Source organism: Cupriavidus sp. 05T313, assembly GCF_056396665.1.
Map to the genome: position 1 here is coordinate 1 of NZ_JBFTLX010000055.1, position 24,882 is coordinate 24,882.

Annotated in this window: 23 protein-coding genes and 1 pseudogene; 18 read left to right on the top strand and 6 right to left on the bottom strand. The window is 65.6% G+C overall.

Going from position 1 to position 24,882, the window contains the following annotated elements; translation table 11 throughout:
* The 6 genes and pseudogenes from AC1DKD_RS14900 to AC1DKD_RS14925 all read left to right on the top strand — a co-directional run.
* Nucleotides 1-603 (top strand): annotated as a pseudogene (locus tag AC1DKD_RS14900) (hypothetical protein); the annotation flags it as partial.
* Nucleotides 604-1,127: 524 nt separating this feature from the next.
* Complete coding sequence (locus tag AC1DKD_RS14905; RefSeq protein WP_477103471.1) at nt 1,128-1,838, top strand: DUF746 domain-containing protein; 711 nt, start codon at nt 1,128-1,130, stop codon at nt 1,836-1,838.
* A 479-nt stretch (nt 1,839-2,317) separates the two neighbouring features.
* Nucleotides 2,318-3,715: a TolC family protein gene (locus tag AC1DKD_RS14910; RefSeq protein ID WP_441631720.1), complete on the top strand. Its 1,398-nt coding sequence runs from the start codon at nt 2,318-2,320 to the stop codon at nt 3,713-3,715.
* A 22-nt stretch (nt 3,716-3,737) separates the two neighbouring features.
* On the top strand, nt 3,738-4,895 hold the full coding sequence (locus tag AC1DKD_RS14915) for an efflux RND transporter periplasmic adaptor subunit (protein ID WP_441631722.1): 1,158 nt from the start codon (nt 3,738-3,740) through the stop codon (nt 4,893-4,895).
* A gap of 1 nt (nt 4,896) precedes the next feature.
* Nucleotides 4,897-7,992, top strand: coding sequence for an efflux RND transporter permease subunit (locus AC1DKD_RS14920; protein ID WP_477143406.1), 3,096 nt, complete (start codon nt 4,897-4,899; stop codon nt 7,990-7,992).
* A 60-nt stretch (nt 7,993-8,052) separates the two neighbouring features.
* Nucleotides 8,053-8,226, top strand: a complete 174-nt coding sequence (locus tag AC1DKD_RS14925) for a hypothetical protein (protein WP_441631726.1) — start codon at nt 8,053-8,055, stop codon at nt 8,224-8,226.
* 54 nt (nt 8,227-8,280) lie between these two features.
* On the opposite strand, the gene AC1DKD_RS14930 is transcribed toward AC1DKD_RS14925, so the two are convergent.
* A complete protein-coding gene (locus tag AC1DKD_RS14930; RefSeq protein ID WP_441631728.1) occupies nt 8,281-9,183 on the bottom strand; it encodes a LysR family transcriptional regulator in 903 nt (300 codons plus the stop codon).
* Between the two features lie 149 nt (nt 9,184-9,332).
* On the opposite strand from AC1DKD_RS14930, the gene AC1DKD_RS14935 reads away from it, so the two are divergent.
* The 4 genes from AC1DKD_RS14935 to AC1DKD_RS14950 all read left to right on the top strand — a co-directional run bounded on the left by AC1DKD_RS14935 (nt 9,333) and on the right by AC1DKD_RS14950 (nt 12,645).
* On the top strand, nt 9,333-10,088 hold the full coding sequence (locus AC1DKD_RS14935) for an SDR family oxidoreductase (RefSeq protein ID WP_441631730.1): 756 nt from the start codon (nt 9,333-9,335) through the stop codon (nt 10,086-10,088).
* A gap of 58 nt (nt 10,089-10,146) precedes the next feature.
* Complete coding sequence (locus AC1DKD_RS14940; protein WP_441631732.1) at nt 10,147-11,052, top strand: SDR family oxidoreductase; 906 nt, start codon at nt 10,147-10,149, stop codon at nt 11,050-11,052.
* 69 nt (nt 11,053-11,121) lie between these two features.
* Nucleotides 11,122-11,703 (top strand): hypothetical protein, encoded by a 582-nt coding sequence (locus AC1DKD_RS14945; protein ID WP_441631734.1) that lies wholly within the window; start codon nt 11,122-11,124, stop codon nt 11,701-11,703.
* A gap of 105 nt (nt 11,704-11,808) precedes the next feature.
* The gene (locus AC1DKD_RS14950) at nt 11,809-12,645 is read left to right on the top strand and encodes a DUF3047 domain-containing protein (RefSeq protein WP_441631736.1); all 837 of its coding nucleotides are present in this window, start codon (nt 11,809-11,811) and stop codon (nt 12,643-12,645) included.
* A gap of 56 nt (nt 12,646-12,701) precedes the next feature.
* On the opposite strand, the gene pcaD is transcribed toward AC1DKD_RS14950, so the two are convergent.
* The 4 genes from pcaD to AC1DKD_RS14970 all read right to left on the bottom strand — a co-directional run bounded on the left by pcaD (nt 12,702) and on the right by AC1DKD_RS14970 (nt 16,020).
* Entirely contained in the window at nt 12,702-13,505 is an 804-nt protein-coding gene (gene pcaD, locus AC1DKD_RS14955; RefSeq protein WP_441631738.1) for a 3-oxoadipate enol-lactonase, read from the bottom strand.
* A gap of 7 nt (nt 13,506-13,512) precedes the next feature.
* The gene (locus AC1DKD_RS14960; protein ID WP_441631740.1) at nt 13,513-14,496 is read right to left on the bottom strand and encodes a tripartite tricarboxylate transporter substrate binding protein; all 984 of its coding nucleotides are present in this window, start codon (nt 14,494-14,496) and stop codon (nt 13,513-13,515) included.
* Nucleotides 14,497-14,569: 73 nt separating this feature from the next.
* Nucleotides 14,570-14,848, bottom strand: a complete 279-nt coding sequence (catC, locus tag AC1DKD_RS14965; protein ID WP_035871859.1) for a muconolactone Delta-isomerase — start codon at nt 14,846-14,848, stop codon at nt 14,570-14,572.
* Nucleotides 14,849-14,898: 50 nt separating this feature from the next.
* The gene (locus AC1DKD_RS14970; RefSeq protein WP_035871862.1) at nt 14,899-16,020 is read right to left on the bottom strand and encodes a muconate/chloromuconate family cycloisomerase; all 1,122 of its coding nucleotides are present in this window, start codon (nt 16,018-16,020) and stop codon (nt 14,899-14,901) included.
* 117 nt (nt 16,021-16,137) lie between these two features.
* On the opposite strand from AC1DKD_RS14970, the gene AC1DKD_RS14975 reads away from it, so the two are divergent.
* Nucleotides 16,138-17,034 (top strand): LysR family transcriptional regulator, encoded by an 897-nt coding sequence (locus tag AC1DKD_RS14975; protein WP_477143407.1) that lies wholly within the window; start codon nt 16,138-16,140, stop codon nt 17,032-17,034.
* Nucleotides 17,035-17,209: 175 nt separating this feature from the next.
* Nucleotides 17,210-17,704 carry a hypothetical protein gene (locus AC1DKD_RS14980; RefSeq protein ID WP_441631745.1) on the top strand — a complete coding sequence of 165 codons (495 nt, stop codon included), beginning with the start codon at nt 17,210-17,212 and terminating at the stop codon, nt 17,702-17,704.
* Between the two features lie 91 nt (nt 17,705-17,795).
* On the opposite strand, the gene AC1DKD_RS14985 is transcribed toward AC1DKD_RS14980, so the two are convergent.
* Nucleotides 17,796-18,500 (bottom strand): FadR/GntR family transcriptional regulator, encoded by a 705-nt coding sequence (locus AC1DKD_RS14985; protein ID WP_477143411.1) that lies wholly within the window; start codon nt 18,498-18,500, stop codon nt 17,796-17,798.
* 424 nt (nt 18,501-18,924) lie between these two features.
* Between AC1DKD_RS14985 and AC1DKD_RS14990 the strand changes: the two genes are divergently transcribed.
* The 6 genes from AC1DKD_RS14990 to AC1DKD_RS15015 all read left to right on the top strand — a co-directional run bounded on the left by AC1DKD_RS14990 (nt 18,925) and on the right by AC1DKD_RS15015 (nt 24,848).
* The gene (locus AC1DKD_RS14990) at nt 18,925-20,172 is read left to right on the top strand and encodes a branched-chain amino acid ABC transporter substrate-binding protein (protein WP_441631747.1); all 1,248 of its coding nucleotides are present in this window, start codon (nt 18,925-18,927) and stop codon (nt 20,170-20,172) included.
* Nucleotides 20,173-20,301: 129 nt separating this feature from the next.
* Nucleotides 20,302-21,243, top strand: a complete 942-nt coding sequence (locus tag AC1DKD_RS14995; RefSeq protein ID WP_441631749.1) for a branched-chain amino acid ABC transporter permease — start codon at nt 20,302-20,304, stop codon at nt 21,241-21,243.
* Nucleotides 21,244-21,245: 2 nt separating this feature from the next.
* Nucleotides 21,246-22,541: a branched-chain amino acid ABC transporter permease gene (locus AC1DKD_RS15000; protein WP_477143408.1), complete on the top strand. Its 1,296-nt coding sequence runs from the start codon at nt 21,246-21,248 to the stop codon at nt 22,539-22,541.
* The gene (locus AC1DKD_RS15005) at nt 22,538-23,296 is read left to right on the top strand and encodes an ABC transporter ATP-binding protein (RefSeq protein ID WP_441631753.1); all 759 of its coding nucleotides are present in this window, start codon (nt 22,538-22,540) and stop codon (nt 23,294-23,296) included. The genes AC1DKD_RS15000 and AC1DKD_RS15005 overlap by 4 nt, the downstream gene beginning before the upstream one ends.
* Before the next feature lie 11 nt (nt 23,297-23,307).
* Nucleotides 23,308-24,027: an ABC transporter ATP-binding protein gene (locus AC1DKD_RS15010; RefSeq protein ID WP_441631772.1), complete on the top strand. Its 720-nt coding sequence runs from the start codon at nt 23,308-23,310 to the stop codon at nt 24,025-24,027.
* On the top strand, nt 24,024-24,848 hold the full coding sequence (locus tag AC1DKD_RS15015; protein ID WP_441631755.1) for an SDR family NAD(P)-dependent oxidoreductase: 825 nt from the start codon (nt 24,024-24,026) through the stop codon (nt 24,846-24,848). Before AC1DKD_RS15010 ends, AC1DKD_RS15015 begins: the two co-directional genes overlap by 4 nt.
* The last annotated feature ends 34 nt before the right edge of the window (nt 24,849-24,882 follow it).

A 24,882-nucleotide genomic window follows, 5' to 3' on the forward strand; every position in this document is an offset into this window, starting at 1 on the left:
CGCGTGAGTAATACACGCGAACCAAAGTACCCCATCAAGCTCTTCGGAATCACATTTGAACGATCCCCACTGATGTTTTCCAAATCGGGAACGGCCACCGAAGCCGCTACAACGGCCATCGGCCCACCAGAGAATCAGACGTTCCTGATTGCGGCCAAAGTGAAGGCCGGGGATAACGAAATGACGTGGTTGTCTGGCCTTACCGAACGAACCACCGCGCCGGGTTTTGGGTCAATGCGCTTTGGTGTATCCGCTCCCTTTACTGCGATGCCGGGCAAGGTGCAATACCTCGGCTTCCTGGACATCGAGAATGTGGACAGGAAGAACAAGGATCAGCAGCCATCCGGGCCAGGAGCACCAATCCTTGATCAGGCCATAACGGGACTCGCAATGGGGACGCTCGCCATCCGGCTTTCCGATGAGTCGCAGCGGGATATCGGGCAATTCAGGCGCGCGTTCGCCACACTGGCTATGCAAGCCATCCAAATCGCACCCCTGCAGCAGATCACGCTGGAGCCACGCACGATCAAGCCCGCGCTGAATCAGGGCTTTGACACCCCTGCAGAACCAGAAGTCGTGCGCCTGCAACACGCATCAAACTAAAAGCGCGCTCCCGGACACACGTGGAAACGCCGCAACGTGCAGACGGCGTCGCGCAAGCTCAAAGCTGGAGAGTTGCGGATATCGATCGATGATTCGGTCCTGAGAGCGCTTTCGCCATACCGGACTAGCCATGTCACCCGCTTTGGGGACCATAAGCCGGACTTGCACGGCCCATCTCACCAAAGAACCACATTATTTTTACAAATCAATAGGTTAGGTTCATTTTCTCGAAACCTTCACGAGGCCCTGCCGCCCCTCTACTGTGATCAATCACAGTAGAGGGGCGGCAGGCATTCCACCTAGAATCTGCGCTATTCCATCGCTCCCCGACCGGGGGCCACGGGATTAAGAGCCCTGGGAAGCCACGACGCCCCCAACAATGCACCACCGCTGCACGACCCGATGCCGCGGGGTGCGGGCATCCTTGAATCAGCTGGTAGCGCCCACTGCGCTGCCGCGCATCGGAGCAGGCGGCGCACCAGTCCCGGCCCCCTTCCGGGACCGGTGCGGTTCGCGTCTACGCTATGAGCAGATCGCAACAGCAACAGCCAACGCCGCCCGAGCGGGATATCCCGGCAGCGGGCCGGGCCGGCCGCGTGCCACCCCAGCGGCCCCTGCGCCCCTTTGCGGATGAGTTGCGGCGGGCCACCACGTTGATCCATGTCCGCGCGAGCGGAGCTGCAGACACCGGTGATGCCGGGCTGGCCGCATACCTGCTGTCCGCATGGCGCACGTTGCATAGCGCGAGCCACGTGCCGCCGCATTGCCCGCGTTGCGGCGGGCACAAGACGGTCTACGACGGCACCGATGATGGCAGCCTGCCCTTCTTCCATTGTGGAGGCTGCCGCCAGCGCTTCACCCGGCTGACAGGCACGCCCATGGCGCGGCTCAGGCTGGAGGACAAAGCGGAGGCGTTCTTTCAGCTGGCCTCGCAACAGGTGTCGGTCGCCGAAGCGGCGCGCCGGCTGGCGATCAAAAGCGAGACCGTCAGGCATTGGTCGGTCCAGACGCGCCTGTGGCTGCTGGAACTGGATCCGCAAGGCGAGTGGGAGCGTCGCGTGCAGCTCGGCGTGCGCTACGCGGTCATGCCGGCAATCGCCCGCGGCGAAACCGCGCCCGCGACGCGCGGATGCAGGTGCTCCATCGCATCCGACGATAGCGAGGCGCTCGCCGAAATGGAGAACGCGCCTTTGTTGATACGGGTATGYGCCCTCTGCGAGCAGACCGCGCACTAGCATGGAGCAATCCGCCCCAAGGAAAGCCCGTATATTTACTCGCGCGGATATCAACCCAGTCTACCTGGTGATGTGAAATATAAGATCTATTTATATTTAATTTTCATCACATAAAAACACGGACAACCATTTCCATCGCACGCTGAACAGGTAGCGTTTCGCGTAAGGTTCCGTCACGCAATCCACCTATATCTTGCCGTTTCCGGCATGGTGTCGCGCGCCCTTGCGCGCTACACGGCCTTTGCATGGGACATCGCTCCAGGAAATCTCAATAGCCATTCCTCAAACCAAGTTTGAATTGGCTTTGCAAATTTCAAGAAAAGGATACGGGTAATTACCTAAATTTCCGAAAGCTATTTGCAATGTTGCGGAAGGGCGATTGAAAGATTTCGCTGTCATAACAGTGGCAAGTAGCGATGGGAGTATTCATGATTAAAAAACCAACTAACAGAAAAGTTGGAGCAGCCGTCATTCTGGTCTTGGCGGCTCGGGTCGCCTGCGGTGTCGAACTGAGCGGAGATACCGACCCGGTACCGCTGGTACCGCCGGCAAAGAAGGCGCCTGGTGCCGGCAACGCGCCAGCCAGCGGGTGGGACCAACCAGCTTCAACGCCGCGCGGGACCGGTGCGGCCACGACGCCGCCGGCACCGCTCAGTGCCGAAGAAAAAAACAAGGGCCTGGTCGGGCCGGGCTTCTCCCTGTGGGAGCTCTCGGAAGAGCTGCGCGCGAGCAACCCGCAACTGATCCAGGCGCGCTCGCTCTATATGGCGGCCAAGGCCACGGTGCCGCAGATCGCCGCGCCCAACAATCCGCAGGTGGGCTTCATCTGGGGCGCCCTGCCCAAGAACAGCCCGCTGGCGCTGGCGCAAGCCCAGAACTTCAGCTATACGCTCACGCAGTCCTTCCCGTTTCCGGGCAAGAAGGCGCTGGCGGCCGATATCGCCAACACGCAGGCGGAGTCCATCGACGCGCAGCGCGACGCGCTGTACCTGCAGCTCTACGCACAGCTGAGCACGACTTACTTCCAGGCGCTGGCGCAGAAAGCGCAGCTCGATGTGCTGCGCCTCAACCTCAAGCGGCTGGAGCAGGTCAAGCAGGTGGCGCGCATCCGCTACGCCAACAATGCGGCGGGCTATGTCGACTACCTGAACGCCCAGGTAGCACAAAGCAGCGCGCAGAACGATACCTTTGGCCTGGAGCGCCAGTATGACAACGCGCTCAAGACCATCAACACACTGATCGGCAAGAGTCCCGAGTTCCCGCTCGAATTGCGCACGGATGCCAGCGCGGCGCGCCTGCCGCCCACGCCCTTGCCCGAACTGGAGGACATGGCGCTGCGCGAGCATCCCAATATCCGCGCATCGCGCTTCCAGGTGGAAGCCGCCGAAAAAGGCGTGCGCCTGGCCCGCAAAGCCTACCTGCCGGATTTCCAGATCATCGCCACCTTCAACGGCAACAACCCGCCACTGGGCTTCCAGCCGGCCAGCTACGGCATCGAGTTCGACGTCATCATCCCGCTGTTCTTCTTTACCAAGGAAAAATACGGCGTGGATGAAGCCGTAGCCAACAAGGTGGCGTCCGACGCCAACGAACAGTCGGTACGCCAGCAGACGCTGCTGGCCGTGGATACCGCGCACAACAACCTGCGCCAGTCGGTGAACCAGGCCGAGTTCCTGCGCCAGCGGCAACTGCCTGAGGCCCTGACAGCCTACAAGATGGCCTTCACCAACTACGCCAACAACAATGCCAACTTCACCGACCTGCTCACTGCCAGCTCCGCGCTCAAGAATGCGGAACTCGCGGTGACGCAGGCCGAGTCCGAGGCGCGCCAGGCTTACTACACGCTCGCCGCCGCGGTGGGCCGGGACAAATTCTGATGGCCGCGAAGGCCTTGAACCTATGAACAAGAATCTGATAATTGGCGCCGGCTTCATTGTGGTCCTCGCCGGCGGCATCTGGGGTGGCAAGTACTGGGCCCAGTCACTGCAGGCGGTACCAGCCACCGTGCCAGCCCTGGCCGCTGCGCCCTATACCAACGCTGAGACCGCCACGCCACGCCGCGTCCCCTCCTCGCTGGCCCTGCCCGAAGGCGGCTTCGATCCGAAAACGGTCAAATCCGCGGTGTTCAGCATGCAAACTGTCCCGGTCGACACACCCACGCCCGGCAAGCTCGCGTACAACGTGCAGCAGGCCAAGCTGGCGTCCGCGCGCGTGGCCGGCCGCGTGGAACGCATCCTGGTCTTCGAGGGTGCCGTGGTCCATGCCGGCCAACCGCTCGCCGAGCTGTACTCGCCCGAGTACATCGCCGCGCAGAATGAATTCCTGCTTTCGCACAACGCCTATCACACCCTGAGCAACAGCGACCTGAAGGAACTGGTGGATGACGCCAAGCTAACCATGCAGTCGTCCGAGAACAAGCTGCGCGTACTGGGCGCGACCACCGAGGACATCGCCCGCATCCGCGAGCGCGGCACGGCTTCCGACACCTTGACCGTGCGCGCGCCGATCGGCGGCACCATCGTCAAGCGCGACATGGACCCGGGCTCCTATCTCAATGTCGGTGATTCGCTGATGAGCATCATCGACACGCGCTCGATCTGGTTCACCGGCAATCTCTACGAGAACGATATCAAGAACGTACGCCTGGGCCAGGCCATCGAGATTGAAACCCCGGCCTATCCCGGACGGCACTACCGCGGGCGCGTCAGCTTTATCGCGCCCAATGTCGACGCCGACACCCATACGCTGCAGGTGCGCTGCGATGTGCCCAACCCGGACGGCACGCTCAAACCCGAGATGTATGCCACTGCGCGCATCGTCACCGGCAGTGCGCAAGCGCTGGTGGTGCCGCAATCGGCCATCGTCAAGGACCAGGGCAAGCTCTACCTGATGCTCCAGCCTGACGACAGGCATATCGAGCGCGTGGCCGTGCAGGGCACACCGCGCAGCGACGGCACCTTCCTGGTCACCGACGGCGTGCCGGCGGGCGCGACCGTGCGCGTGGTGACGCAGGGCGGCATGCTGCTCAACGAACTGCTGCTCAAGCAGGAGGCCTGAGATGGTCTTCTCGCCCATCAAAAGCATCCTCAAGCGGCGCCTGGTTATCGTCTTCCTGGCCCTTGGCCTGCTGGCAGCCGGCGTGCTGAGCTTCCTGCGGCTGCCGCTGCAAGCGTATCCCGGCGTGGCGCCGGTCACGGTGCAGGCCATTACGCAGTGGCCCGGCCGCAGCACGGTCGAGGTCGAGCAGCAAATCACGATCCCCGTGGAGAACGCGCTGGCCAGCGTGCCCGACGTGCAGTCCTTCCGCTCGGTCTCGCTGTTCGGGCTGTCGGTGGTGACCGTCAAGTTCAAGGAGGGCGTGGACAACTTCAAGGCGCGCCAGAACTTCGTCACCTACCTGTCGCAGGCCAGTCTGCCACCCGGCGTGCAACCCAACCTGTCGCCGGACGGCGACGCCACCGGCGAAATCCTGCGCTACCGGATCGAGGCCAATGGCGTTGACGTGACCACGCTGAAGACCTACCAGGACTACAGCGTCTACAAGGAGATCAAGCACGTTTCCGGTGTGGCCGACATCACCGCCTTCGGCGGTATGGTCAAGCAGTACCAGATCGTGCCGACGCCCGAGAAGCTGCAGGCCTACGGGCTCTCGCTCAAGCAGGTGGTGGATGCGGTGTCCAGCGCCAACGCCAACACCGGCGGCGGCCTGATGAAGTCCGGCGAGCAGCAGTTCGTGGTGCGTGGCGTGGGCCTGCTGCAAACGCTCGACGATATCCGCAACGTCACCGTCTCTGTGTCCAATGGCGTGCCGGTGCGCGTGCGCGATATCGCCCAGGTCGGGGTGGGCAACACGCCGCGCCTGGGCATGGTGCAGTTCGACCACCATGACGATATCGTCGAAGGCATCGTGCTGATGAAGCGCGACGAGAACGCCACCGAGGTGCTGGCGCGGGTGCGCGACAAGATCGCCGAGATCAACCAGAACGTGCTGCCGAAGAACGTCCAGGTCAAGACCTTCTACGACCGGCAGAACCTGCTCGACATCACCATGGGGACCGTCGAGCACGCGCTGTTCGTCGGCATCTCGCTGGTGCTGATCGTGCTGTTCATCTTCCTCGGCAGCTTCCGCGCAGCGGCGGTGGTGGCGGCGGTGATCCCGCTGGCCTTGTGCGTGTCCTTCATCAATATGGACCACTTCAAGGTACCGGCCAACCTGATCTCCCTAGGGGCAATCGACTTCGGGCTGATCGTGGATGCCGCGGTGATCGTGATGGAGAACATCATGCGCCACCTGGAGGAAGGCGAGACCAATGTCGAGGATGGCATCATCAGGGCCACCAGCGAAGTCCAGCGCGCCATGATCTTCTCCACCGGCATCATTATCGTGGCCTACTCGCCCTTGTTCTTCATGGGCGGGGTGGAGGGCATCATCTTCAAGCCGATGGCCTTCACCATGGGCTTCGCGCTGCTGGCGTCGATCGTGCTCGCGTTGACCTTCGTGCCGGCGGTGACATCCTTCGTGTTCCGCGGTTCGCTGCGGCCGCACTCGCCGAAATTTATCGCGGTGATCCTGCGCGGCTACAAACCCCTGCTGCGCAAGCTGCTGAAAAAGCCCGGCCTGGTGTTCCTGGCCGCCTTTATCGGCCTGGCCGGCACGCTGTACAGTTCGCGCTATCTCGGCACCGAGTTCCTGCCCACGCTGGAGGAAAACAACCTGTGGCTGCGCATCACGCTGCCCAACACCGTTGATCTCGACTACTCGGCATCCATCGCGCGCGACCTGCGCGGCTTCTTCCGCGAGCAGCCCGAGGTGAAAACCGTGTCGGTACAGATCGGGCGCCCCGACGATGGCACCGATTCCACTGGCGTGTTCAACCAGGAATACGCGCTCTACTTCAAGCCCCCGGCCGACTGGCCCAAGGGCGCCACCAAGCAACAGGTGGTGGAAAGGCTGTCCAAGCACCTGGATCGCATCCCGGGCATCGAGTACAACTTCTCGCAGTACATCCAGGACAACGTGAACGAGGCGCTGTCCGGGGTCAAGGGCGAGAACTCGGTGAAGATCTACGGTTCCGACCTGGTGATGCTGCAGAACAAGGCCAAGGAAGTCGAATCGATCCTCAGGAAAGTGCCGGGGCTGGCCGACGTCGGCATCTTCAAGGAGCTGGGCCAGCCCACGCTGAACATCACGGTCGACCGCGAGAAGAGTGCGCGCTTCGGCATGAACGTCAGCGACATCCAGTCCGCCGTGCAGTTCGCGATCGGCGGCGATGCGGTAACCAACATCCTGGAAGGCGAGAAGACCTTCGGGCTGTCGGTGCGGCTCAACGACCAGGCGCGCAACAATCCGGACGTGATCGGGCGCCTGCTGGTGGATACGCCTGACGGGCAGCGCATTCCGCTGTCGATGGTGGCCAAGGTGGAAGCCACGGATGGTCCGTTCTTCGTCTACCGTGAAACCGGCAAGCGCTATATCGCCATCAAGTTCGGCGTGCGCGGGCGCGACCTGGGCAGCGCGGTGGCCGAGGCACAGGACARGGTCGGCAAGGCGGTGACGCTGCCGGCGGGCTACAGCATCTTCTGGGACGGCCAGTTCAACCAGATGAAGATCGCGCAGAAGAAGCTGGCGGTGATCGTGCCGCTGACCATCCTGGTGATCTTCCTCCTGCTGTACAGCACCTTCGGCAACTTCAAGGATGCGCTGATGGTGGTGCTGAACGTGCCGTTCGCGGCCATCGGCGGCCTGCTGTCGCTGCATATCGCCGGAGAGACGCTATCAATCTCGGCGGGTATCGGCTTCCTGTCGCTGTTCGGCATAGCGATCCAGGACGGGGTGATCCTGATCTCCTACGTCAACCGGCTGGCGCAGTCCGAGGATTTGCATGAAGCCGTGGTCGAGGGCGCCGCGCTGCGCCTGCGGCCGGTGGTGATGACGGCCATGCTGGCGGGTCTGGGCCTGCTGCCAGCGGCGCTGTCGCACGGCATCGGCTCGGAAGCGCAACGTCCGCTGGCCCTGGTGATCGTCGGCGGCATGGTGACCACCACCCTGCTCACGCTGCTGGTATTGCCGGTGGTGTTCTCGTGGGTGAACCGCCATCGCGCGCACAAGGGTGGCCCCGATTCGGCCTCGCTGACGCCGGCTGAAGGCGTTTGAACCTGAACCAACCAGTGGCTGGTACGCACGGGCGGGCCGGCCACGCAACGGGAGTCGATCATGAGCATGCGAAAGAAGGCACCGGCGACGCTGCTGGCCGTCCTGCTTTGCACCGGTGTCGGGGTAGCCGGCGCCGCGCCGCAAAAGGCGTCGGCAGGTAGCAAGCCATCGTCGGCGCAGTCCGCCAAGCAGGCTAACCGGAACTCGGTGCTGCCATCCAACGCGCGGAAATAGCCGGCTTCCGCGCTTTAGGCGCCGACCGGCACTCCGACGGGAATCAGGCCCGGGTTACCTTCCCCCAGTCCCCGCCACCTCGAACACTTCGCGCAACCATTGCGCAAAGACCCGCACGCGCGACGAGAGCTGGCGATTTTGCGAATACAGCACCGAGACCGGCATCGGCGGCGGCGGCAGGTCCGCCAGCACGACCTGCAGGCGGCCGTCCTTCAGTTCGGCTGCCACGCGATAGCGCGGCACCTGGACCAGCCCGAGCCCGGCCACCGAGGCGCCGGTGTAGAGGTCGGCACCGGTGACCGAGACGGTGGCCGCCAGTTGGATCGCCGTCACGCGGCCGTCCACGGTGAACTCCATCGGCACTGCCTTGCCTGTCCCGCTGGAGACGTAGTTGACCGCGCGATGCGCCGACAACGCGTCCAGGCCCTTCGGCTCGCCATGCTTCGCGAGGTAGGCCGGGCTGGCCACGGTGACCTGCTCCAATAGGGCGACACGCCGGCCGACCATCGACGAATCCTGCAGGTTCCCTGCACGCAGCACGCAATCGACCCCTTCGCGCACCAGGTCGACCAGGCGGTCGTCCTCGCCGATGTGGACTTCCAGGTCGGGATATTGCGCCAGGAAATCCGGCAGCGCAGGCACGACGAAATGGCGCGCGAGCGTTCCTTGCAGGTTCACGCGCAGGAGGCCTTTGGGCGCGGCATTCCTGAACGAGCCTTCCGCTTCTTCCAGGTCGGCTATCAGGCGCACGCAGCGGCGGTAATGCGCCTCGCCATCGTGGGTCAGCCGTACCGTGCGCGTGGTGCGCTCCAGTAGCCGCGCACCGAGCCGCTGCTCCATGCGCTTGATCAGGTTGGTGATGGTGGCGCGCGGGATCCGCAGGTCCTCGGAGGCCTGGGTAAAGCTCTGGCGCTCGGCGATGCGCACGAAGGCCTGCATTTCCTGGAATCGGTCCATTGCACTTCTCCGGGTGATCACGTGGCCGACAGGCAACCCGGCTCGCCCCATTGTTAAACCAAATGGAGCAATGATATCAAGTTACGGCTAATTATCTATCCAGCCGAATGATCCATGATTCGTTTCCCCCCCCCCGAAAGGAAACGATCATGAGCAACACCAACAGCACCGACAGCATTACCAAAGTCGCCATCGTGACCGGCGCTTCCCGCGGCATTGGCGCAGCCATTACCCAGCGTCTCGCCCGGGACGGCTTCGCGGTCGCGGTCAACTATGCGGCCGGCGCGGCGCAGGCCGAGGCCCTCGTGGCCGAGTTGAAGGCGGCAGGCGCAACCGCCATCGCGGTACAGGCCGATGTGTCCAGGGCCGACGATGTGCGCCGCATGTTCGAGATCACCGAGCAGCAACTGGGCAAGGTCGACGTGCTGGTGAACAACGCCGGCGTGCTCAAGACCGTGCCGCTGGCCGACACCAGCGACGCGCTCTACGACCTGACCTTCGACATCAATGTGCGCGGCACCTTCAACACCTTGCGCGAAGCCGCCGCGCGGCTCAACGACGGCGGGCGCATCGTCAACTTCTCCAGCACCACGCTGGCGCTGAACATGCCTGGCTACGCCGTCTACAACGCCACCAAGGCCGCCGTCGAATCGTTCACGCATGTGTTCGCCAAGGAATTGCGCGGCCGCGGCATCACGGTGAACGCGGTGGCTCCCGGCCCGATCGCCACCTCGCTGTTCCTCGACGGCAAGACCGACGAGCAGATCCAGGCGTTCGCCAGGATGCCCCCGCTGCAGCGCCTGGGCCAGCCGGAGGACATCGCTTCCGTGGTGGCCTTCCTCGCCGGCCCCGACGCCGGCTGGGTCAACGGCCAGATCCTGCGCGCCAACGGCGGCGTCGCCTGAATCCGATCCGTCGCGCTGAGCCATCAGACACAAGCAGACACAACGCAAGGGGAACATCATGCAAAACGCCAATCAACAAGTCATCCTCGTCACCGGCGCCGGCACAGGCATCGGCAAGCTGAGCGCGCAGGCACTGGCTGAAGCGGGCCATATCGTCTACGCGACCATGCGCGATGTGAAGGGCCGCAACCGCGGCCGTGCGGACGAACTGCGCGCGCTCGCCAAGTCCGGGAACATCCAGTTGCATCCGCTCGAACTCGACGTGTTGTCACAGGAATCCGCCGACGCCGCAGCCGCGGCGATCGTCCGGGAACAAGGGCGCATCGATGTCGTGATGCAGAATGCGGGGCACCTGGTGGTCGGGCCCGCCGAGGCCTTCACGCCCGAGGAAATGATGCGCGTGTTCGACACCAACCTGTTCGGCGCGCAGCGCGTGAATCGCGCCGCCCTGCCCTATATGCGCAAGCAGGAAGCCGGGCTGATGCTGTGGATCAGCAGCACCACGACCAAGGGCGGCTTCCCCCCGTTCATGGGGCCTTACGGCGCGGCCAAGGCAGCCATGGATTCGCTGGCCGTCACGCTGGCCTATGAGATCGCGCGCTTTGGCATCGAGACCTCGATCGTGGTGCCGGGCGCGTTCACCCGCGGCACCGCGCACTTCCCCAGCGCGGGCAAGCCCGCCGATTTGGCCACGGCCGCCGCCTATAGCCGCTATGACGGCGTGATGGACCAGATTGGCGAACGCCTGAGCGCACTCACTCCCGACGACGCCGACCCGAAGGCCGTGGCCGATGACATCGTGCGGATCGTGGGCCTGGCTGCCGGCACGCGCCCGATGCGTTCGGTGATCGATTTTGTCGGTGATGGCGCGCGGGAAGTGCTGGAAGTCTCCGAGCGCGTGCGGACCGAGTTTGCGAAGCGGATCGGCATGCAGGACTTGCTGCAAGCCACGGTCTGCCGCTGAACCATTCCCTGCCAACCGAAAAGCCGGCCCGGGCCGTACCCCGGCCCGGGCTCACCGTCAGGAACGGCGATGAAACGATGGATCCCACTCGCATTCGCCGCGCTGCTGCCGGCTCTGCTCGCATCCTGCGAAGCCCACCCGGCCAGGCAAGGCGATGCCGCTATCACCCGGGGCAAACCCATGAAAGCGTCGAAGACCTATCTCTACCTGCTGCGGAAGACGCCGTTCTTCACCAGCCTGACAACCGCGCAACTGCGCTGGACCATCGACCATTCACGCGAGTGGGAGGCGGAACCCGGCACCGTGATCACGCAGTGCGCGGACGCAGGCGACAGCGCCGCCGACGTCTGGGTGCTGCTGGACGGCGGCTGGCAGCTCGAACACGGCGGCCAGGCCTACCCGTCCGGCCATGCCGACCCCGGCAAGTGGTTCAGCGCGCGCCAGGCCTCCGGCACCTGCCGCCTGGTCGCGCACGAACATAGCTATGTGATGCAGGTCGCGCGGGCGGATTTCGACGCGATGCTGGCCCAGGGCTTTGCCTTCGGCAAGCAGATGGACGCCGGCTACCGCTACTACGGCGAAATCTTCGGGAGCATGCCGGCGAGCACGGCGGGCAGCCGGGAAGGACGGCGTCCGCAAGCCCCGCCCTAGCCTGCCAATCCCGCGTTGCGCCACACGCGGCACGCGCAAATGCCCCGGCCCCTGCCTACAATGAAAACAATAAGAACAATGACGGCAACCACCGGGCAATCCATCATGAACTTCCATCTGGCTTCGAAGCCATTCCCCGCTGCGTCGGCAGGCCAGGCATTGCCCGGCGCGCGCATGCGGGCTGGCCTGCTGGCGTGCGGCTTGTTGCTGGTGCCTGCCGCGCCCCCCGCCCGGGCGCAGGTATCCGCCGCATCTGCCACATCCGCGCCAGCGGCACCCACGGCTCCCGGCGCCGCCTTTTCCGCCGGCACGCCCGGCGGCCCGTTACCGGCCGGCTGGAAGAACCTGCCGGTCGCGCATGGCAAGACGCTGACCCGTTACAGCCTCGTAACAGACGACAGCGCCACGGTGCTGCAGGCCGATGCCGCCGCCTCCGCCTCCGCGCTGATGCACAAGGGCAACGTCGACCTGGCAGAAACACCGCAGCTGACCTGGCGCTGGAAAATAGACCGGCCGATCGACGATGCCGACAACAGCGTCGCATCGAAAGAGGACGCGCCTGCGCGGCTGGTATTCATGTTCGAAGGAGACAAGAGCAAGCTGCCGCTGGGCGACCGTGCCGCCATCCAGCTTGCCAAGACGCTGGCGGGCGAGGAACTGCCCTATGCCACGCTGATGTACGTCTGGTCCAATACCGCGCCGGTCGGCTCGGTCATCGACAATCCCCACACCTCGCGGGTCAAGATGATCGTGGTCTCGGGCAGCGCCGACGGCACCGGCAAGTGGCTGGCGCTGAGCCGCAACGTGGCGCAGGACTTCGAGCATGCCTTCCACGAGAAGCCGGGCAAGGTGGCCGCCTATGGATTGCTCACCGATACGGACAACACCAGGGCGAGTGCGCGCGCCTGGTATGGGGATATTCGGTTCGGGCCGGCGAAGTAGCGGGGGCGAGGCGCGGTGGGGCAATACCGCCCTGGCCTCGTCCGCGCATCGAGTTGTCAGAAGCCGGTTACAACTCCGGCTCCCAGGAACCCACACACCGCCTCGGCAAATTCCCGCGGCTGCTCCCAGTTGGACAAATGGGCCCCGTCCAGCTCCACATAGCGCGCACCGGCGATCCCCGCGGCTACCTCGCGGCCTTGCGTCGGCGTGGTCGCCAGGTCGTGCGTGCCGGCGATCACCAGCACCGGGCTGGCGATGCGCGATAGCAGCGGGCGCAGGTCGGCATCGCGCACGGCGGCACAGTTGGCCGTATAGCCTTCGGGCGACGCATCCAGCAACATCTGCCGCACCGGGGCGATGCGCTCTGCGTTGCCGGCCAGCCAGCCGGCGCTGAACCAGCGTGCCAGCACGGCGTCGACGATGGCGGCCATGCCCTGGGCGCGTACCGTCTGGATGCGGGTGTCCCAGCCGCTGGCCGGCCCGATCAGGGCGGCGGTGTTGGCCAACACGAAGCGCCCGAAGCGCTCCGGGTGGCTGGCCGCCAGCCACATGCCGGTCATGCCGCCCATCGACAGCCCGCAAAAGTGGGCGCGTCCGATGCCGGCGTGATCCATGATCGCCAGCACGTCCCGCCCGAGTTCGGCAAACCCGAACGGCCCGGCCGGGGCCGGCAGGCCGGAGCCGCCGTGGCCGCGCGTGTCGTAGCGCAGCACGCGGAAGCGGGACAACAGGCTGTCCATCTGCGGCGCCCACATCTGCAGGTCGGTGCCGAGCGAGTTGGACATGACCAGAACGGGCGCGTCCGGCGCCCCCTCGATCTGGTAGTGCAGCGCGATGCCCTGGTTGAATGCGGTGGTCATGACGATCTCAGTCTGCGCGGATGCCGCGTTCGCGGATCAGCTTGCCCCATTTGTCGGTTTCAGCGGCGAGGTGCTTGCCCAGTTGCGCGGGCGTGCTGCCGATCGGCTCGGCGCCGATGCCGGCCAGGCGGGTACGCACCGACGGCTTGGCCAGCGCGTCCACCATGGCCTGGTTCAGCCGCGCGACCACGGCGGGCGGCGTCTTGGCCGGCACGAAGGCGGCGAACCACGGCGACAGGTCATAGCCCTTCACGCCGGCTTCGGCCAGGGTCGGCACGTTCGGCAGCGTCGACGAGCGCTTGGCGGTGGTCACGGCGATCGGCGTGAGCTTGCCGGAATCGATATGCGGCTTGGCCGAGGTGATGCTGTCGAACATGTAGTCGACCTGGCCGCCCAGCAGGTCCGTCATGGCCGGGCCGCTGCCCTTGTAAGGCACATGCAGCATCTTGACCCCGGTCAGCGAGGTAAACAACTCGCCGGCGAGATGGATCGAGGTGCCGTTGCCGGCCGAGGCATAGGTGTACTTGTCCGGCGTGGCGCGCGCGGCGGCGATCAGGTCGGGGACCGTGGCGGGCAGCTTCTTGGCCTTGCTGGTGACCAGTACATTGGGCACCACCGCCAGCAGCGACACCGGCGCGAAGTCCTTCACCGGGTCATAGTTCAGCCGGCCGTACAGGGCGGGGTTCACCGCCATGCCGTTGGCCACGATGATCAGCGTGTAGCCATCCGCGGGCGAGCGCGCCACCAGCTCGGCGCCGATATTGCCGCCTGCGCCGGGGCGGTTTTCCACCACGATGGCCTGGCCCATCGACTTCGACATTTCCTCGCCCAGCGTGCGGGCGATATTGTCCATGGCGCCGCCGGCGGGGAATGGCACGACCCAGCGGATGGGGTGATCGGGATAGGCGTCGGCGTGTGCGGACGGCAGCACGGCCAGGGTGGCCAGCGCGCAGGCGCAGGCGGCCCAGGCGCGCAGGAAAGGCAAGCGCATCAAAGTCTCCTCCAGTTGGTTTCGGAGTTGGAGTTGGACCGCGGCCATCGCGGGCCGCGGCGTYATTTCTTGATTACTTGATCGACGACGGGTGCCGCGCCAGCGGCGTGACATGGATCTCCATGTACGGGAACAGCGGMAGGCCGGACAACATCGTGTGCAGCTCGTCGTTGGACTCGGCATCGAAGATGCTGTAGTTGGCGTACTCGCCCACCACACGCCAGATATGCGGCCATTTGCCCTGGCGCTGCAGGTCCTGCGAGTACGCCTTCTCGCGCGCCTTGATCTCGTCTGCCTGCGTGGCAGGCATGTCGGCCGGAATCCTTACGTCCATTCTCACCAGAAACAGCATGCTTTTATTCCTTGGGTCTGTGTTTGCTCATGGGTGGCGGCAGGTGCGCCTCAGGCGGCACGGCGGTAATGCGCCAGCTTATCCTCGTCCAGCGTCAGGCCCAGCCCCGGCCCCACCGGCAGGTGCAAGGCAAAGTCGCGGTACTCGGGACGCGCCGTCACCACATCATCCTTGAGCAGCAGCGGGCCGAACAGCTCGGTGCCCCAGGCCAGCCGCGGCAGCGTGGAAAAACCGTGGGCGGCGGCGATGGTGCCCACGCTGCCCTCCAGCATGGTGCCGCCATACAGCGCGATGCCGGCGGCGTCGCCAACCGCCGCGGTGCGCAGCATCTCGAAGATGCCGCCCGACTTGGAGATCTTCAGCGCGAACACGTCCGCGCCGGCGATGCGCGCCAGTTCCATCGCGTCCTCGGGGCCGCACACGGACTCGTCGGCCATCACCGGCACGACGAAGCGCGCCGCCAGCCGGGCCAGCGCGCCGCGCTGCTCGCGCGGCACCGGCTGCTCGACCAGGTCGATGCCGGCGGCTTCCAGCATGGCGATGCCGGTGGCGGCGTCGGCCTCGTTCCAGGCCTGGTTGACATCCACCGTAACGCGGGCGCGGTCGCCCAGCGCGCGCTTGATGGCCGACACGTGGGCCACGTCGTCGCGTACGGAGCGGCGGCCGATCTTGAGCTTGAAGGTGTTGTGGCGGCGGGCCTCGAGCAGCGACTCGGCCTCTTCGATGTCGCGGCCGGTATCGCCGCTGGCCAGGGTCCACAGGCAGGCCAGGTTCGGCCGCACCGCGCCGCCCAGCAGTTCGGACAGCGGCAGGCCCAGGCGCTTGCCCTGCGCGTCGAGCAGCGCGGACTCCAGCGCCGACTTGGCAAAGCGGTTGCCGCGCGCCACCGCGGCCAGGCGCTGCATGGCCGCGTGGATATTGGACGCATCGAGGCCGGCCAGCGCGGGCGCCAGATAGGTATCGATGGTCAGCTTGATGCCCTCGGGGCTTTCGTCGCCGTAGCTCAGGCCGCCGATGGTGGTGGCTTCGCCAATGCCCTCGACGCCATCGCTGCAGCGCAGCCGCACGATCACCAGGGTCTGGCGCTGCATGGTGGTCATGGCGAGCTGGTGCGCCCGGATGGTGGGCAGGTCGACCAGGATGGCTTCGACGGAGGTGACGGTTGCTTTCATGCTGTATGTCTGCCAAGTATGGAATACGCTGGGATGCAGTATGTGGCTTGACATTCAGGGTGTCCAAGACCGAGTATGTCCCGATCAATACCTTTAAAGTATGGAGGGGCAGGCGCCATGGAGCTTCGTCACCTGCGCTATTTCCAGGCTGTCGCGGCCGAACTCAACTTCACCCGCGCCGCCGAACGCCTGCATATCGCCCAGCCGCCGCTGTCGCGCCAGATCCGCCAGCTGGAGGACGAAATCGGCACGGTGCTGCTGGACCGCACCGCGCGCGCCGTGCGGCTGACCGAGGCCGGACGCTTCCTGCTGGAGCAGTCGCTGCAGTTGAACCAGCGTATCGACGAGATCGTGGAAGGCACGCGGCGCATCGGCCGCAACGAGAAGCGCTGGTTCGGCATCGGGTTCGTGCCGTCGGTGCTGTACGGTTTCCTGCCGGAGCTGATCCGCCAGGTGCGCGGCTCCGACACCGCGCTTGAGGTCGGCCTGTCCGAGCTGACCACGGTGCAGCAGATGGAAGCGCTCAAGGCCGGCCGCATCGATATCGGCTTTGGCCGCATCGTGCTGGACGACCCGGCCATTACCCGCACGGTGGTGATGGCCGAGCCGCTGATGGCCGCCGTGCCCAGCGGCCACGCCGCGCTGAAGGGTCCGCCCATGACGCCGGCGCAACTGGCGGCGCACCCCTTCGTGCTCTATCCGGCGCGGCCCCGGCCCAGTTACGCCGATCATGTGCTGGCGCTGTTCCGCACCCAGGGCCTGCAACCGCGCGTGGCCCAGGAGGCCAACGAACTACAGACCGCCATCGGCCTCGTGGCCGCCGGGCTCGGGATCTGCCTGGTGCCGGCATCCGTGCAGCGCCTGCATCGCGACGACGTGGCCTACATGCCGATTGATGCACCCGGCTTTACGTCCCCGGTGATGATGAGCTATCGCAGCGACGACCGCTCGGCACTGCTGGCCGAAGTGGTGAAACGGGTGGRCGAGCTGGCGCGCACGCCGCCACGGGACTGATTTCCGCCCCGGCGGCGAGATGAATAACGTCCGGCACCCCACAAACGGGTGATGCGGGCCGCGCGATCGGTTTGTACAGTGCACGCACAAAAAAAGAGACGGGGAAATCGTGCCACCGATGCAATCAGGGTCACTATCGGGCCATGCCGCCGGGCCACGGCCGGGCGGCCTGTTCATGGCTCTCCTTCAAGCCTGCGGCGACACGCTGCGCAAAGCCTGGGGCGGCACGCAATGTGAGGTAGCGCTCACCGCGCGCGAGCCGGGCACCTCGCCGGGCAGCGCCCCCGGCCAGCCACAAACCGGTGCCTTGCGCCTCCAGCTCCGCTACGCGGATACGCCGCTGACGCCCGGCGCCACCCGCGTCACGGCCACCGCCGCGGTGCTGCAATGCGACGGCACCGACATCACCGCCAGCCTCGCGCCGTCCGCATGGACCTGGCGCCAGGCCTCGGGCCTGTCGATGGGGGCCGGCTATGGCGCCGTCTCGGTCGATACCGAGGGCCAGGTACGTTCGGCGAGCGTATGCCCGCAAGGCCGCAGCTTGTCGCTCTCCGGCACCAGCCGCTCAGCCTGCCACGATATGGCCTCGGGGGTGGAAGTCAGCGTGCTGCTCGGCAACGGCGAGCGCCTGGTCCAGCATTTCCAGCCGGGGTTGGCCGGGCTTGAGTAAGGACTTAAGGACTTAAGAACTTAAGGACGTAAAGACGTAAAGACGGAAGGGCTGGGCAGCGCGGCGCAAGCGTGATCGGTCCGCCGCGGAATCAGCCCTTCAGGTACATGTTCAGCCGCTTGGCCGCGTTGCGCAGGTGGGTTTCAGCCGCCTCCGCCGCCCGCTCCGGATCGCCCGCCGCGATCGCGTCGTAGATGGTCTTGTGCTCGTCCTGCACGGCCTCGACCATGTCCGCGTGATGGCTCTTGGTATTGCTCCTCGCCTGCCGGATCACGCGCCGCGCGCCATGCTCCAGGTGTTCGCTCMGCGCCTGGAAATGCGGGTTGTGGGTGGCCTCCACAATGGCCTGGTGAAAGGCGAAGTCCTCTTCGTCCCCCAGCCGGTCGTTGGCGATCTCGTACTCCATGCCGATCAGCGCCCGCCGGATCCGCTTGAGATCTTCCGGCGTGCGGCGCATGGCCGCGAACCTGGTGGCCGCCACTTCAATCGTCACCAGCAGTTCCATCACCATCGCCAGCGAGTCTTTCTCGTCGATGGYCACATCCTGCATGCGAAACGCCTGCCGCTGGCTGCGCTCGGTCACGAACACGCCGCTGCCCGCCTTGGGTGCAACCAGACCCTCCGACTTGAGCTGCGACAGCGCTTCGCGGACCACCGCGCGGCTGACCGAAAACTGCTCGCATAGCACGCGCTCGCTGGGCAGGCGGTCGCCCACGGCGAACTCGCCGGTCTGGATCGCCTGGATCAGCCGCCTTGCGATCTCGTCCGGCAGGTGTTTTGGCTCGGGATGGAACATGGTTCCCTCCGGGCGCTGGGTGGACGGCGGCGCCGCGGCACCGGGCATGGTCTTGTTCACTACTGGCTCCCTGGCGCCAGCCGGCATCTGGCTGGCGCTCGATCTTGAATTGGTCTTACAGGTCAATGTAGCACGACTCAACTCGTCTGGAACGTGCGAAATGCACCAGCACCAGACCGTAGCAGCGCCTGCTATGTGCCAGAAAGCCAATCCCTGCAAGGGAAGATGACCCACGCTCCGATGCGTGGATARCCGTCCGATCCGGTCCTCAGTAGAAACCCTCATGGCGGGCATGTCGCCGTTGACGGCTGTCGTCCATCTCCCTATAGTAAACCTGTCAGACCACTTTACACACAGGTCAGACCACTATGACGGGCCAGTTTCAGCGCCCGCCAGATGATCCCAACAAAGCTAGGAGACACCCATGAGCGGTAGCCGCATTCCCCGTCCTTTGTTCGCAGCCGCGGCATTCTCGGTGCTGGCTGGCACGGCATCGGCGGCGCCGGTAAAGATTGCGCTGGTCGAGACACTGTCCGGCCCGCAGGCATCGACCGGCCTGATGTTCCGCGCGGCGGCGCGCTATGCGATCGACAAGATCAATGCCACCGGCGGCTGGAATGGCGAGCCGCTCCAACTGGTGGAGTACGACAACCAGGGCGGCCCGGCGGGCGCGGCGGACAAGCTGAAGGCGGCCGTGGCCGATGGCGCCCAGATCGTCATGCAGGGTTCGTCGTCGGCCGTGTCCGGCCAGATCACCGAGGACGTGCGCAAGTTCAACCTGCGCAATCCGGGCAAGGAAATCCTGTTCATGAACGTCGGCGGCGAGGCCATGGAGCTGACCGGCGAGAAGTGCCACTTCTACCATTTCAAGTTCGCCACCAACGCACAGATCCGCGTCAAGGCGCTGGTCGGCGCGATGAAGCCGCTCAACGCCCTCGGCACCCGCGTCTATTCGATCGACCAGAACTACTCCTGGGGCATCGATATGGAAAAGGCCACCGGCGACTACGCCAGCGCGGGCGGTTACACGGTCGTGGAAAAGACCCTGCACGACGTCAACAAGGTCCAGGACTTCTCGCCGTACGTGGCCAAGATCGCCGCCGCCAAGGCGGACAGCGTGATCACCGGCAACTGGTCGAACGACCTGCTGCTGCTGATGAAGGCCAGCAAGGCGGCAGGCCTGAAGACGCGCTTCGCTACGGTGTTCCTCGACCAGCCGGGCAATATCGGCAACGCCGCCGATGTGGCGCTCGGCCACTATGTCGCCCACCCCTTTAACGCCGAAGCGGGCGGCGCGGAGAGTGAGCGCTTCGCTAACGACTTCAAGGCCAGGCAGGGCCATATGCCGGCCTACATCGAGCCGCAGACGGTATTCGCGGTGGAGATGCTGGGCGAGGCGCTGAAGACGGTGAAGCCGGAAGGCGGCAAGCTCAACACCAGCACGCTGGCCAGGGCGCTCGAAAACGCCAAGATCAAGACCCCGATGGGCGAGATGAGCATGCGCGCCGCCGATCACCAGGTGCTGCTGCCCATGGTGGTGTCCGTCGTCGCCAAGGACGCGAAGTTCAAGGTCGACGGCACCGACATGGGCTTCAAGCCGGTCAAGACGTTCTCCGCCACTGAAGCCGCCACGCCGGCCCAGGCCAGCTGCAAGATGCCGCGCGCCGTCTGACTCCCCCTGCCATTGCCATAGCAAGACCTGCCAGCTCAGCGCCGCCCGGCGCGGCACTGGCAAGCGCGGCCGTTCACTCCGGCGGCCGCGCGCCATATGGCCGCACAGGCTCGTTCCAAGGAAGCCTTCATGGAATACCTCATCGTCTCACTGCTTAACGGCGCCATCTACGGCTTGCTGCTGTTCATGGTGTCGGCAGGCCTGACCCTCATCTTCGGCATGATGGGTGTGCTCAATTTTGCCCATGCGTCGTTCTACATGCTGGGCGCTTACTTTGCCTACACGCTGCAGGGCGCAATCGGCTTCTGGCCGGCCATCGTGGTTTCACCGATCCTGGTCGGACTGGTCGGGGTGGCGGTGGAGCGCTTCTTCCTGCGCCGCGTCCATCACCACGGCCACGCGCACGAGCTGCTGCTGACCTTCGGCCTGTCTTTCATCATTGCCGAGCTGATCAAGCTGTTCTTCGGCAACTTCCCGGTGGATTACCGCATCCCGGCATCGCTGGACTTCGCGGCCTTCCAGCTGGGGGTTTCCTCCTATCCCTTCTACCGCGTGTTCATGGGCGGCATCGCCGTGGCCATGTTCGCCGTGATCTACCTCCTGCTCACTTACACCCGGGTCGGCATCGTGGTGCGCTCCGCCATCTACAAGCCGCGCATGGCCGAGGCGCTGGGCCACAACGTGCCGCTGGTCTTCATGGGCGTGTTCGGCATCGGCGCGGCGCTGGCCGGCCTGGCCGGCGCGGTGGCGGGCGCGTTCTACACCACCAACCCGAACATGGCGCTCGAACTCGGCGTGATGGTCTTCGTGGTGGTGGTGGTGGGCGGCCTGGGCTCGCTGGAGGGCGCCATGCTCGCCTCGCTGATGATCGGCCTGATCACGGCGTTCTCGGTCGGCATCGACCGCAGCCTCGCCGACCTGCTGGCCCTGTTCGGCGCGGGCGCCTGGGCCGGGGAAGCGGGCGGGCTGCTGACCCTGAAGCTGTCCAGCCTGGCCGGGACCATCCCGTTCGCGCTGATGCTGCTGATTTTGCTGGTTCGCCCGTCAGGGCTGATGGGCGAGAAGGAGTAACCATGACCAATGTCTCCAACACGCAGAAGACCCTGCTGCTGCTCGGCACAGGCGCACTGCTGGCGCTGCCGCTGGTGCTGTCGCAATCGCTGGTCAACGCATCGATCCAGATGCTGATCGCCGTGCTGTTCGCCGCCTCGTTCAACCTGCTGAGCGGCCAGGGCGGCATGCTGTCGTTCGGCCATGCGGCGTACTTCGGCATCGGTTCCTTCGCCACCGTGCATGCGATGAACGCCTTCGGCGGCAACGGCCTGCTGCCCACGCCGCTGCTGCCGCTGGCAGGCGGCGCCCTGGGCCTCGTCGCCGGCCTGGCCGCCGGCTGGTTCGCCACCAAGCGCACCGGCGTCTACTTCGCCATGATCACGCTGGCGCTGGCCGAACTGCTGCACTCGCTGGCGCCGCACCTGAAGGGCTGGTTCGGCGGCGAGGCGGGCCTGTCCACCATGCGCATGCCGGCATGGGGCCTTACCTTCGGCGACAGCAACCAGGTCTACTACCTGACGTTATTCTGGGTGCTGCTGTCGCTGGCGCTGCTGTATCTGTTCACCCTGACCCCGGTGGGCCGCCTGACGCTGGGCCTGCGCGAGAACGCCAACCGCCTGCGTTTCCTCGGCTACGACACGCACCGCCTCGGCGTGCTGGTGTTCGCCGTCTCGGCCATGTTCGCCGGCATCGCGGGCGCGCTGCAGGCGCTCAACATGGAAGCGGCCAACTACGTGGTGTTCGAGTCCTCGGCCTCCGCGGCGGTGGTGCTCAACAGCTATATCGGCGGCGTGAAGCTCTTTCTCGGCCCGGCGMTGGGCGCGGCGGTGATGACCTTTTTCGGCTATGCGGTCTCCGACCTGACGCGCTCATGGCTGCTGTACCAGGGCATCGTGTTCGTGCTGGTGATGATGTTCATGCCGACGGGCCTGGCCGGGCTGATCAAGTCCTTCGCCGCGCACGGCAAGACCTATGGCCTGCGCCCGTTGCTGCCGATCGCGCTGGTCTTCATCATCGGCACGTTGCTGCTCACGGTCGGCACCGTGTTCACGGTGGAGATGCTGCAGCGCTTCTTCTCGCAAGACTACCGCTCCATGGCCGCCCTGAATGGCGGCGGCTGGCCCGCGATCCCGCTGTTCGGCCGCGAGTGGGATCCCGTCTCGCCGCTGACCTGGCTGGTGCCCGCGGCGCTGCTGGCGGCCGGCATCGCGACGGTGCGCCTGGCCAACGGCCGCTGGCTGCGCCTGAAGGACGCCGCCCCCGCCGCCGAAGCCGTTGCCCACGCCGCCACCAACGTCCAGAGGAACCCGGCATGAACACGCAAGCGATTCTCTCCCTGCGCGGGCTGCGCAAATCCTTTGGCGACGTCGACATCATCCGCGGCGTGGACCTCGATCTCGTCAGCGGCGAACGGCACGCGCTGATCGGACCGAACGGCGCAGGCAAATCCACGCTGTTCCACCTGATCTCCGGCCGCCTGCCGCTGACCAAAGGCGAGATCGTGCTCAACGGCGAGCCCATCCAGGGCCTGACGCCGCAGCAGATCAACCATCGCGGCCTGGCGCGCTCGTTCCAGATCACCAATATCTTCGCTGGCCTGACCGTCTTCGAAAACCTGCGCCTCGCCGTGATGCGGCGCCACGGCCTGCAATACACGCTGTGGAAGTTCGCCCACAAGCTGCGCGCCGTGCGCGAAGAAACCCGGCACCTGCTCGAACAGGTCCGGCTGGCCGAACGCGCGCAGGCCATCGCCGGCGAGTTGTCGTATTCGGAGCAACGTTCGCTGGAGATCGCCATGACGCTGGCCTCGGACCCGAAGGTCATCATGCTCGACGAGCCGATGGCGGGCATGTCGCAGGAAGAAACCGACTATACCGCCGGCCTGATCCGCGAGATCGCGCAGGGCCGCACGCTGATGATCGTGGAGCACGACATGGACGTGGTGTTCTCGCTCAGCGACCGCATCAGCGTGCTGGTCTACGGCGAGATCGTCGCCACCGGCACGCCCGACGAGATCCGCAACAACGCACGCGTCAAGGAAGCCTATCTGGGCGAGGAGGTCACCGTATGAGCGCACCGTCCATGCCATCCGCCGACCCGCTGCTCAGCGTACAGGGCCTGCACGCGCACTACGGCAAGAGCCACATCCTGCACGGCGTGGATTTCCACGTGGGGAACGCCGAAGTGGTGAGCCTGCTGGGCCGCAACGGCTCGGGCCGCTCCACCACGCTGAAAGCCATCATGGGCCTGGTCCCGCCGAGTGCGGGCCACGTCAGGCTGCGCGGCCGCGATCTCGCCGGCGCGCAATCCTATGCGATCTGCCGGCGCGGCATTGCCTACGTGCCGGAGGAGCGCGAGGTCTTCGCCAACCTCACGGTCGAAGAAAACCTGCGCATGGGCGAACAGCGCGCCACCGAAGGCGCGCCGAAATGGACCTTCGAGCAGATGTTCGACTACTTCCCGCGCCTGAAGGAACGCCGCAATACCAAGGCCGGCAGCCTCTCCGGCGGCGAGCAGCAGATGCTGACCATGTGCCGCTCGCTGCTGGGCAACCCGCTGGTGATCCTGATCGACGAGCCCACCGAAGGCCTCGCGCCCAAGATCGTGACGGTGGTCGGCGAGGCCATCCAGGACATTCACCGCCGGGGCGTATCGGTGGTGCTGGTGGAGCAGAAGCTCGCCATCGCGCTGAAGGTATCGAGCCGTGTCTGCGTGATGGGCCATGGGCGCATCGTCTTCGAGGGCACGCCCGGACAACTCACTTCCAATACCCAACTTCTGAAGGACTGGTTAGCCGTATGAGCACTTCCCTGCCAATTGGATACCCGAACGCGCAACCCTTCGCGCGCGCCAGCTACCCCGGCCTGGCCGGCAAGGTCGTGCTCAACACCGGCGGCGCCAGCGGCATCGGCCGCGCGATGGCGCACGGCTTTGCCCGGCACGGCGCGCGGCTGATGCTGCTGGACCTGGACGCGGAAGGACTCGCCAGCGCCAGGGCGGAACTGGAAGCGGCCTACCCGGAAGCGCAGGTCGAAGTCGTGAAGGCTTCGATCACCGATCCAGACGCCGTGGAGCAGGCCTGCGCCGCCACCGAAGCCCGCTTCGGCCGCATCGATATCCTGCTCAACAACGCCGGCATCTCGATGAACAAGCCATCGCTGGAACTGACGCCCGAAGACTGGCGCCGCGCCATCGATATCGACCTCTCCGGCGTGTTCTTCTGCACGCAGGCGGCGGCGCGCCGCATGGTGCGCCAGGGCGGCGGCTCCATTCTCAGCACGGCATCGATGTGGGGCCTGGCCTCGTCGGCCCGGCGTCTGGCCTACTGCGCGGCCAAGGCGGGCGTGGTCTCGCTGACCAAGTCGCTGGCGGCGGAATGGGCTGAGTACAACATCCGCGTCAACGCGGTCTGCCCGGGCTACACCAGCACCGCGCTGATGGAAACGCTGCTGGCCAGCAAGGCCATCGACGGCGAGGCCTTGCTGGCGCGCACGCCGCTGCGGCGCTTCGGCGCGCCGGAGGAGATGGCGGAAGTCGCGCTCTTCCTGGCATCGGACTCGGCCGCGTTCATCACCGGCCATGCGCTGGTCTCCGACGGCGGCTGGACCGCCGACGGCTTCTGAGCGCGCTGTTCCCAACACGATTGAAAACACCATC

Coding starts and splice junctions, on each gene's coding strand:
- AC1DKD_RS14915 (WP_441631722.1), top strand. CDS start 3,738: ATGAACAAGAATCTGATAATTGGCGCCGGCTTCATTGTGGTCCTCGCC.
- AC1DKD_RS14925 (WP_441631726.1), top strand. CDS start 8,053: ATGAGCATGCGAAAGAAGGCACCGGCGACGCTGCTGGCCGTCCTGCTT.
- AC1DKD_RS14930 (WP_441631728.1), bottom strand. CDS start 9,183: ATGGACCGATTCCAGGAAATGCAGGCCTTCGTGCGCATCGCCGAGCGC.
- AC1DKD_RS14935 (WP_441631730.1), top strand. CDS start 9,333: ATGAGCAACACCAACAGCACCGACAGCATTACCAAAGTCGCCATCGTG.
- AC1DKD_RS14940 (WP_441631732.1), top strand. CDS start 10,147: ATGCAAAACGCCAATCAACAAGTCATCCTCGTCACCGGCGCCGGCACA.
- AC1DKD_RS14945 (WP_441631734.1), top strand. CDS start 11,122: ATGAAACGATGGATCCCACTCGCATTCGCCGCGCTGCTGCCGGCTCTG.
- AC1DKD_RS14950 (WP_441631736.1), top strand. CDS start 11,809: ATGAACTTCCATCTGGCTTCGAAGCCATTCCCCGCTGCGTCGGCAGGC.
- pcaD (WP_441631738.1), bottom strand. CDS start 13,505: ATGACCACCGCATTCAACCAGGGCATCGCGCTGCACTACCAGATCGAG.
- AC1DKD_RS14960 (WP_441631740.1), bottom strand. CDS start 14,496: ATGCGCTTGCCTTTCCTGCGCGCCTGGGCCGCCTGCGCCTGCGCGCTG.
- AC1DKD_RS14970 (WP_035871862.1), bottom strand. CDS start 16,020: ATGAAAGCAACCGTCACCTCCGTCGAAGCCATCCTGGTCGACCTGCCC.
- AC1DKD_RS14980 (WP_441631745.1), top strand. CDS start 17,210: ATGGCTCTCCTTCAAGCCTGCGGCGACACGCTGCGCAAAGCCTGGGGC.
- AC1DKD_RS14990 (WP_441631747.1), top strand. CDS start 18,925: ATGAGCGGTAGCCGCATTCCCCGTCCTTTGTTCGCAGCCGCGGCATTC.
- AC1DKD_RS14995 (WP_441631749.1), top strand. CDS start 20,302: ATGGAATACCTCATCGTCTCACTGCTTAACGGCGCCATCTACGGCTTG.
- AC1DKD_RS15005 (WP_441631753.1), top strand. CDS start 22,538: ATGAACACGCAAGCGATTCTCTCCCTGCGCGGGCTGCGCAAATCCTTT.
- AC1DKD_RS15010 (WP_441631772.1), top strand. CDS start 23,308: ATGCCATCCGCCGACCCGCTGCTCAGCGTACAGGGCCTGCACGCGCAC.
- AC1DKD_RS15015 (WP_441631755.1), top strand. CDS start 24,024: ATGAGCACTTCCCTGCCAATTGGATACCCGAACGCGCAACCCTTCGCG.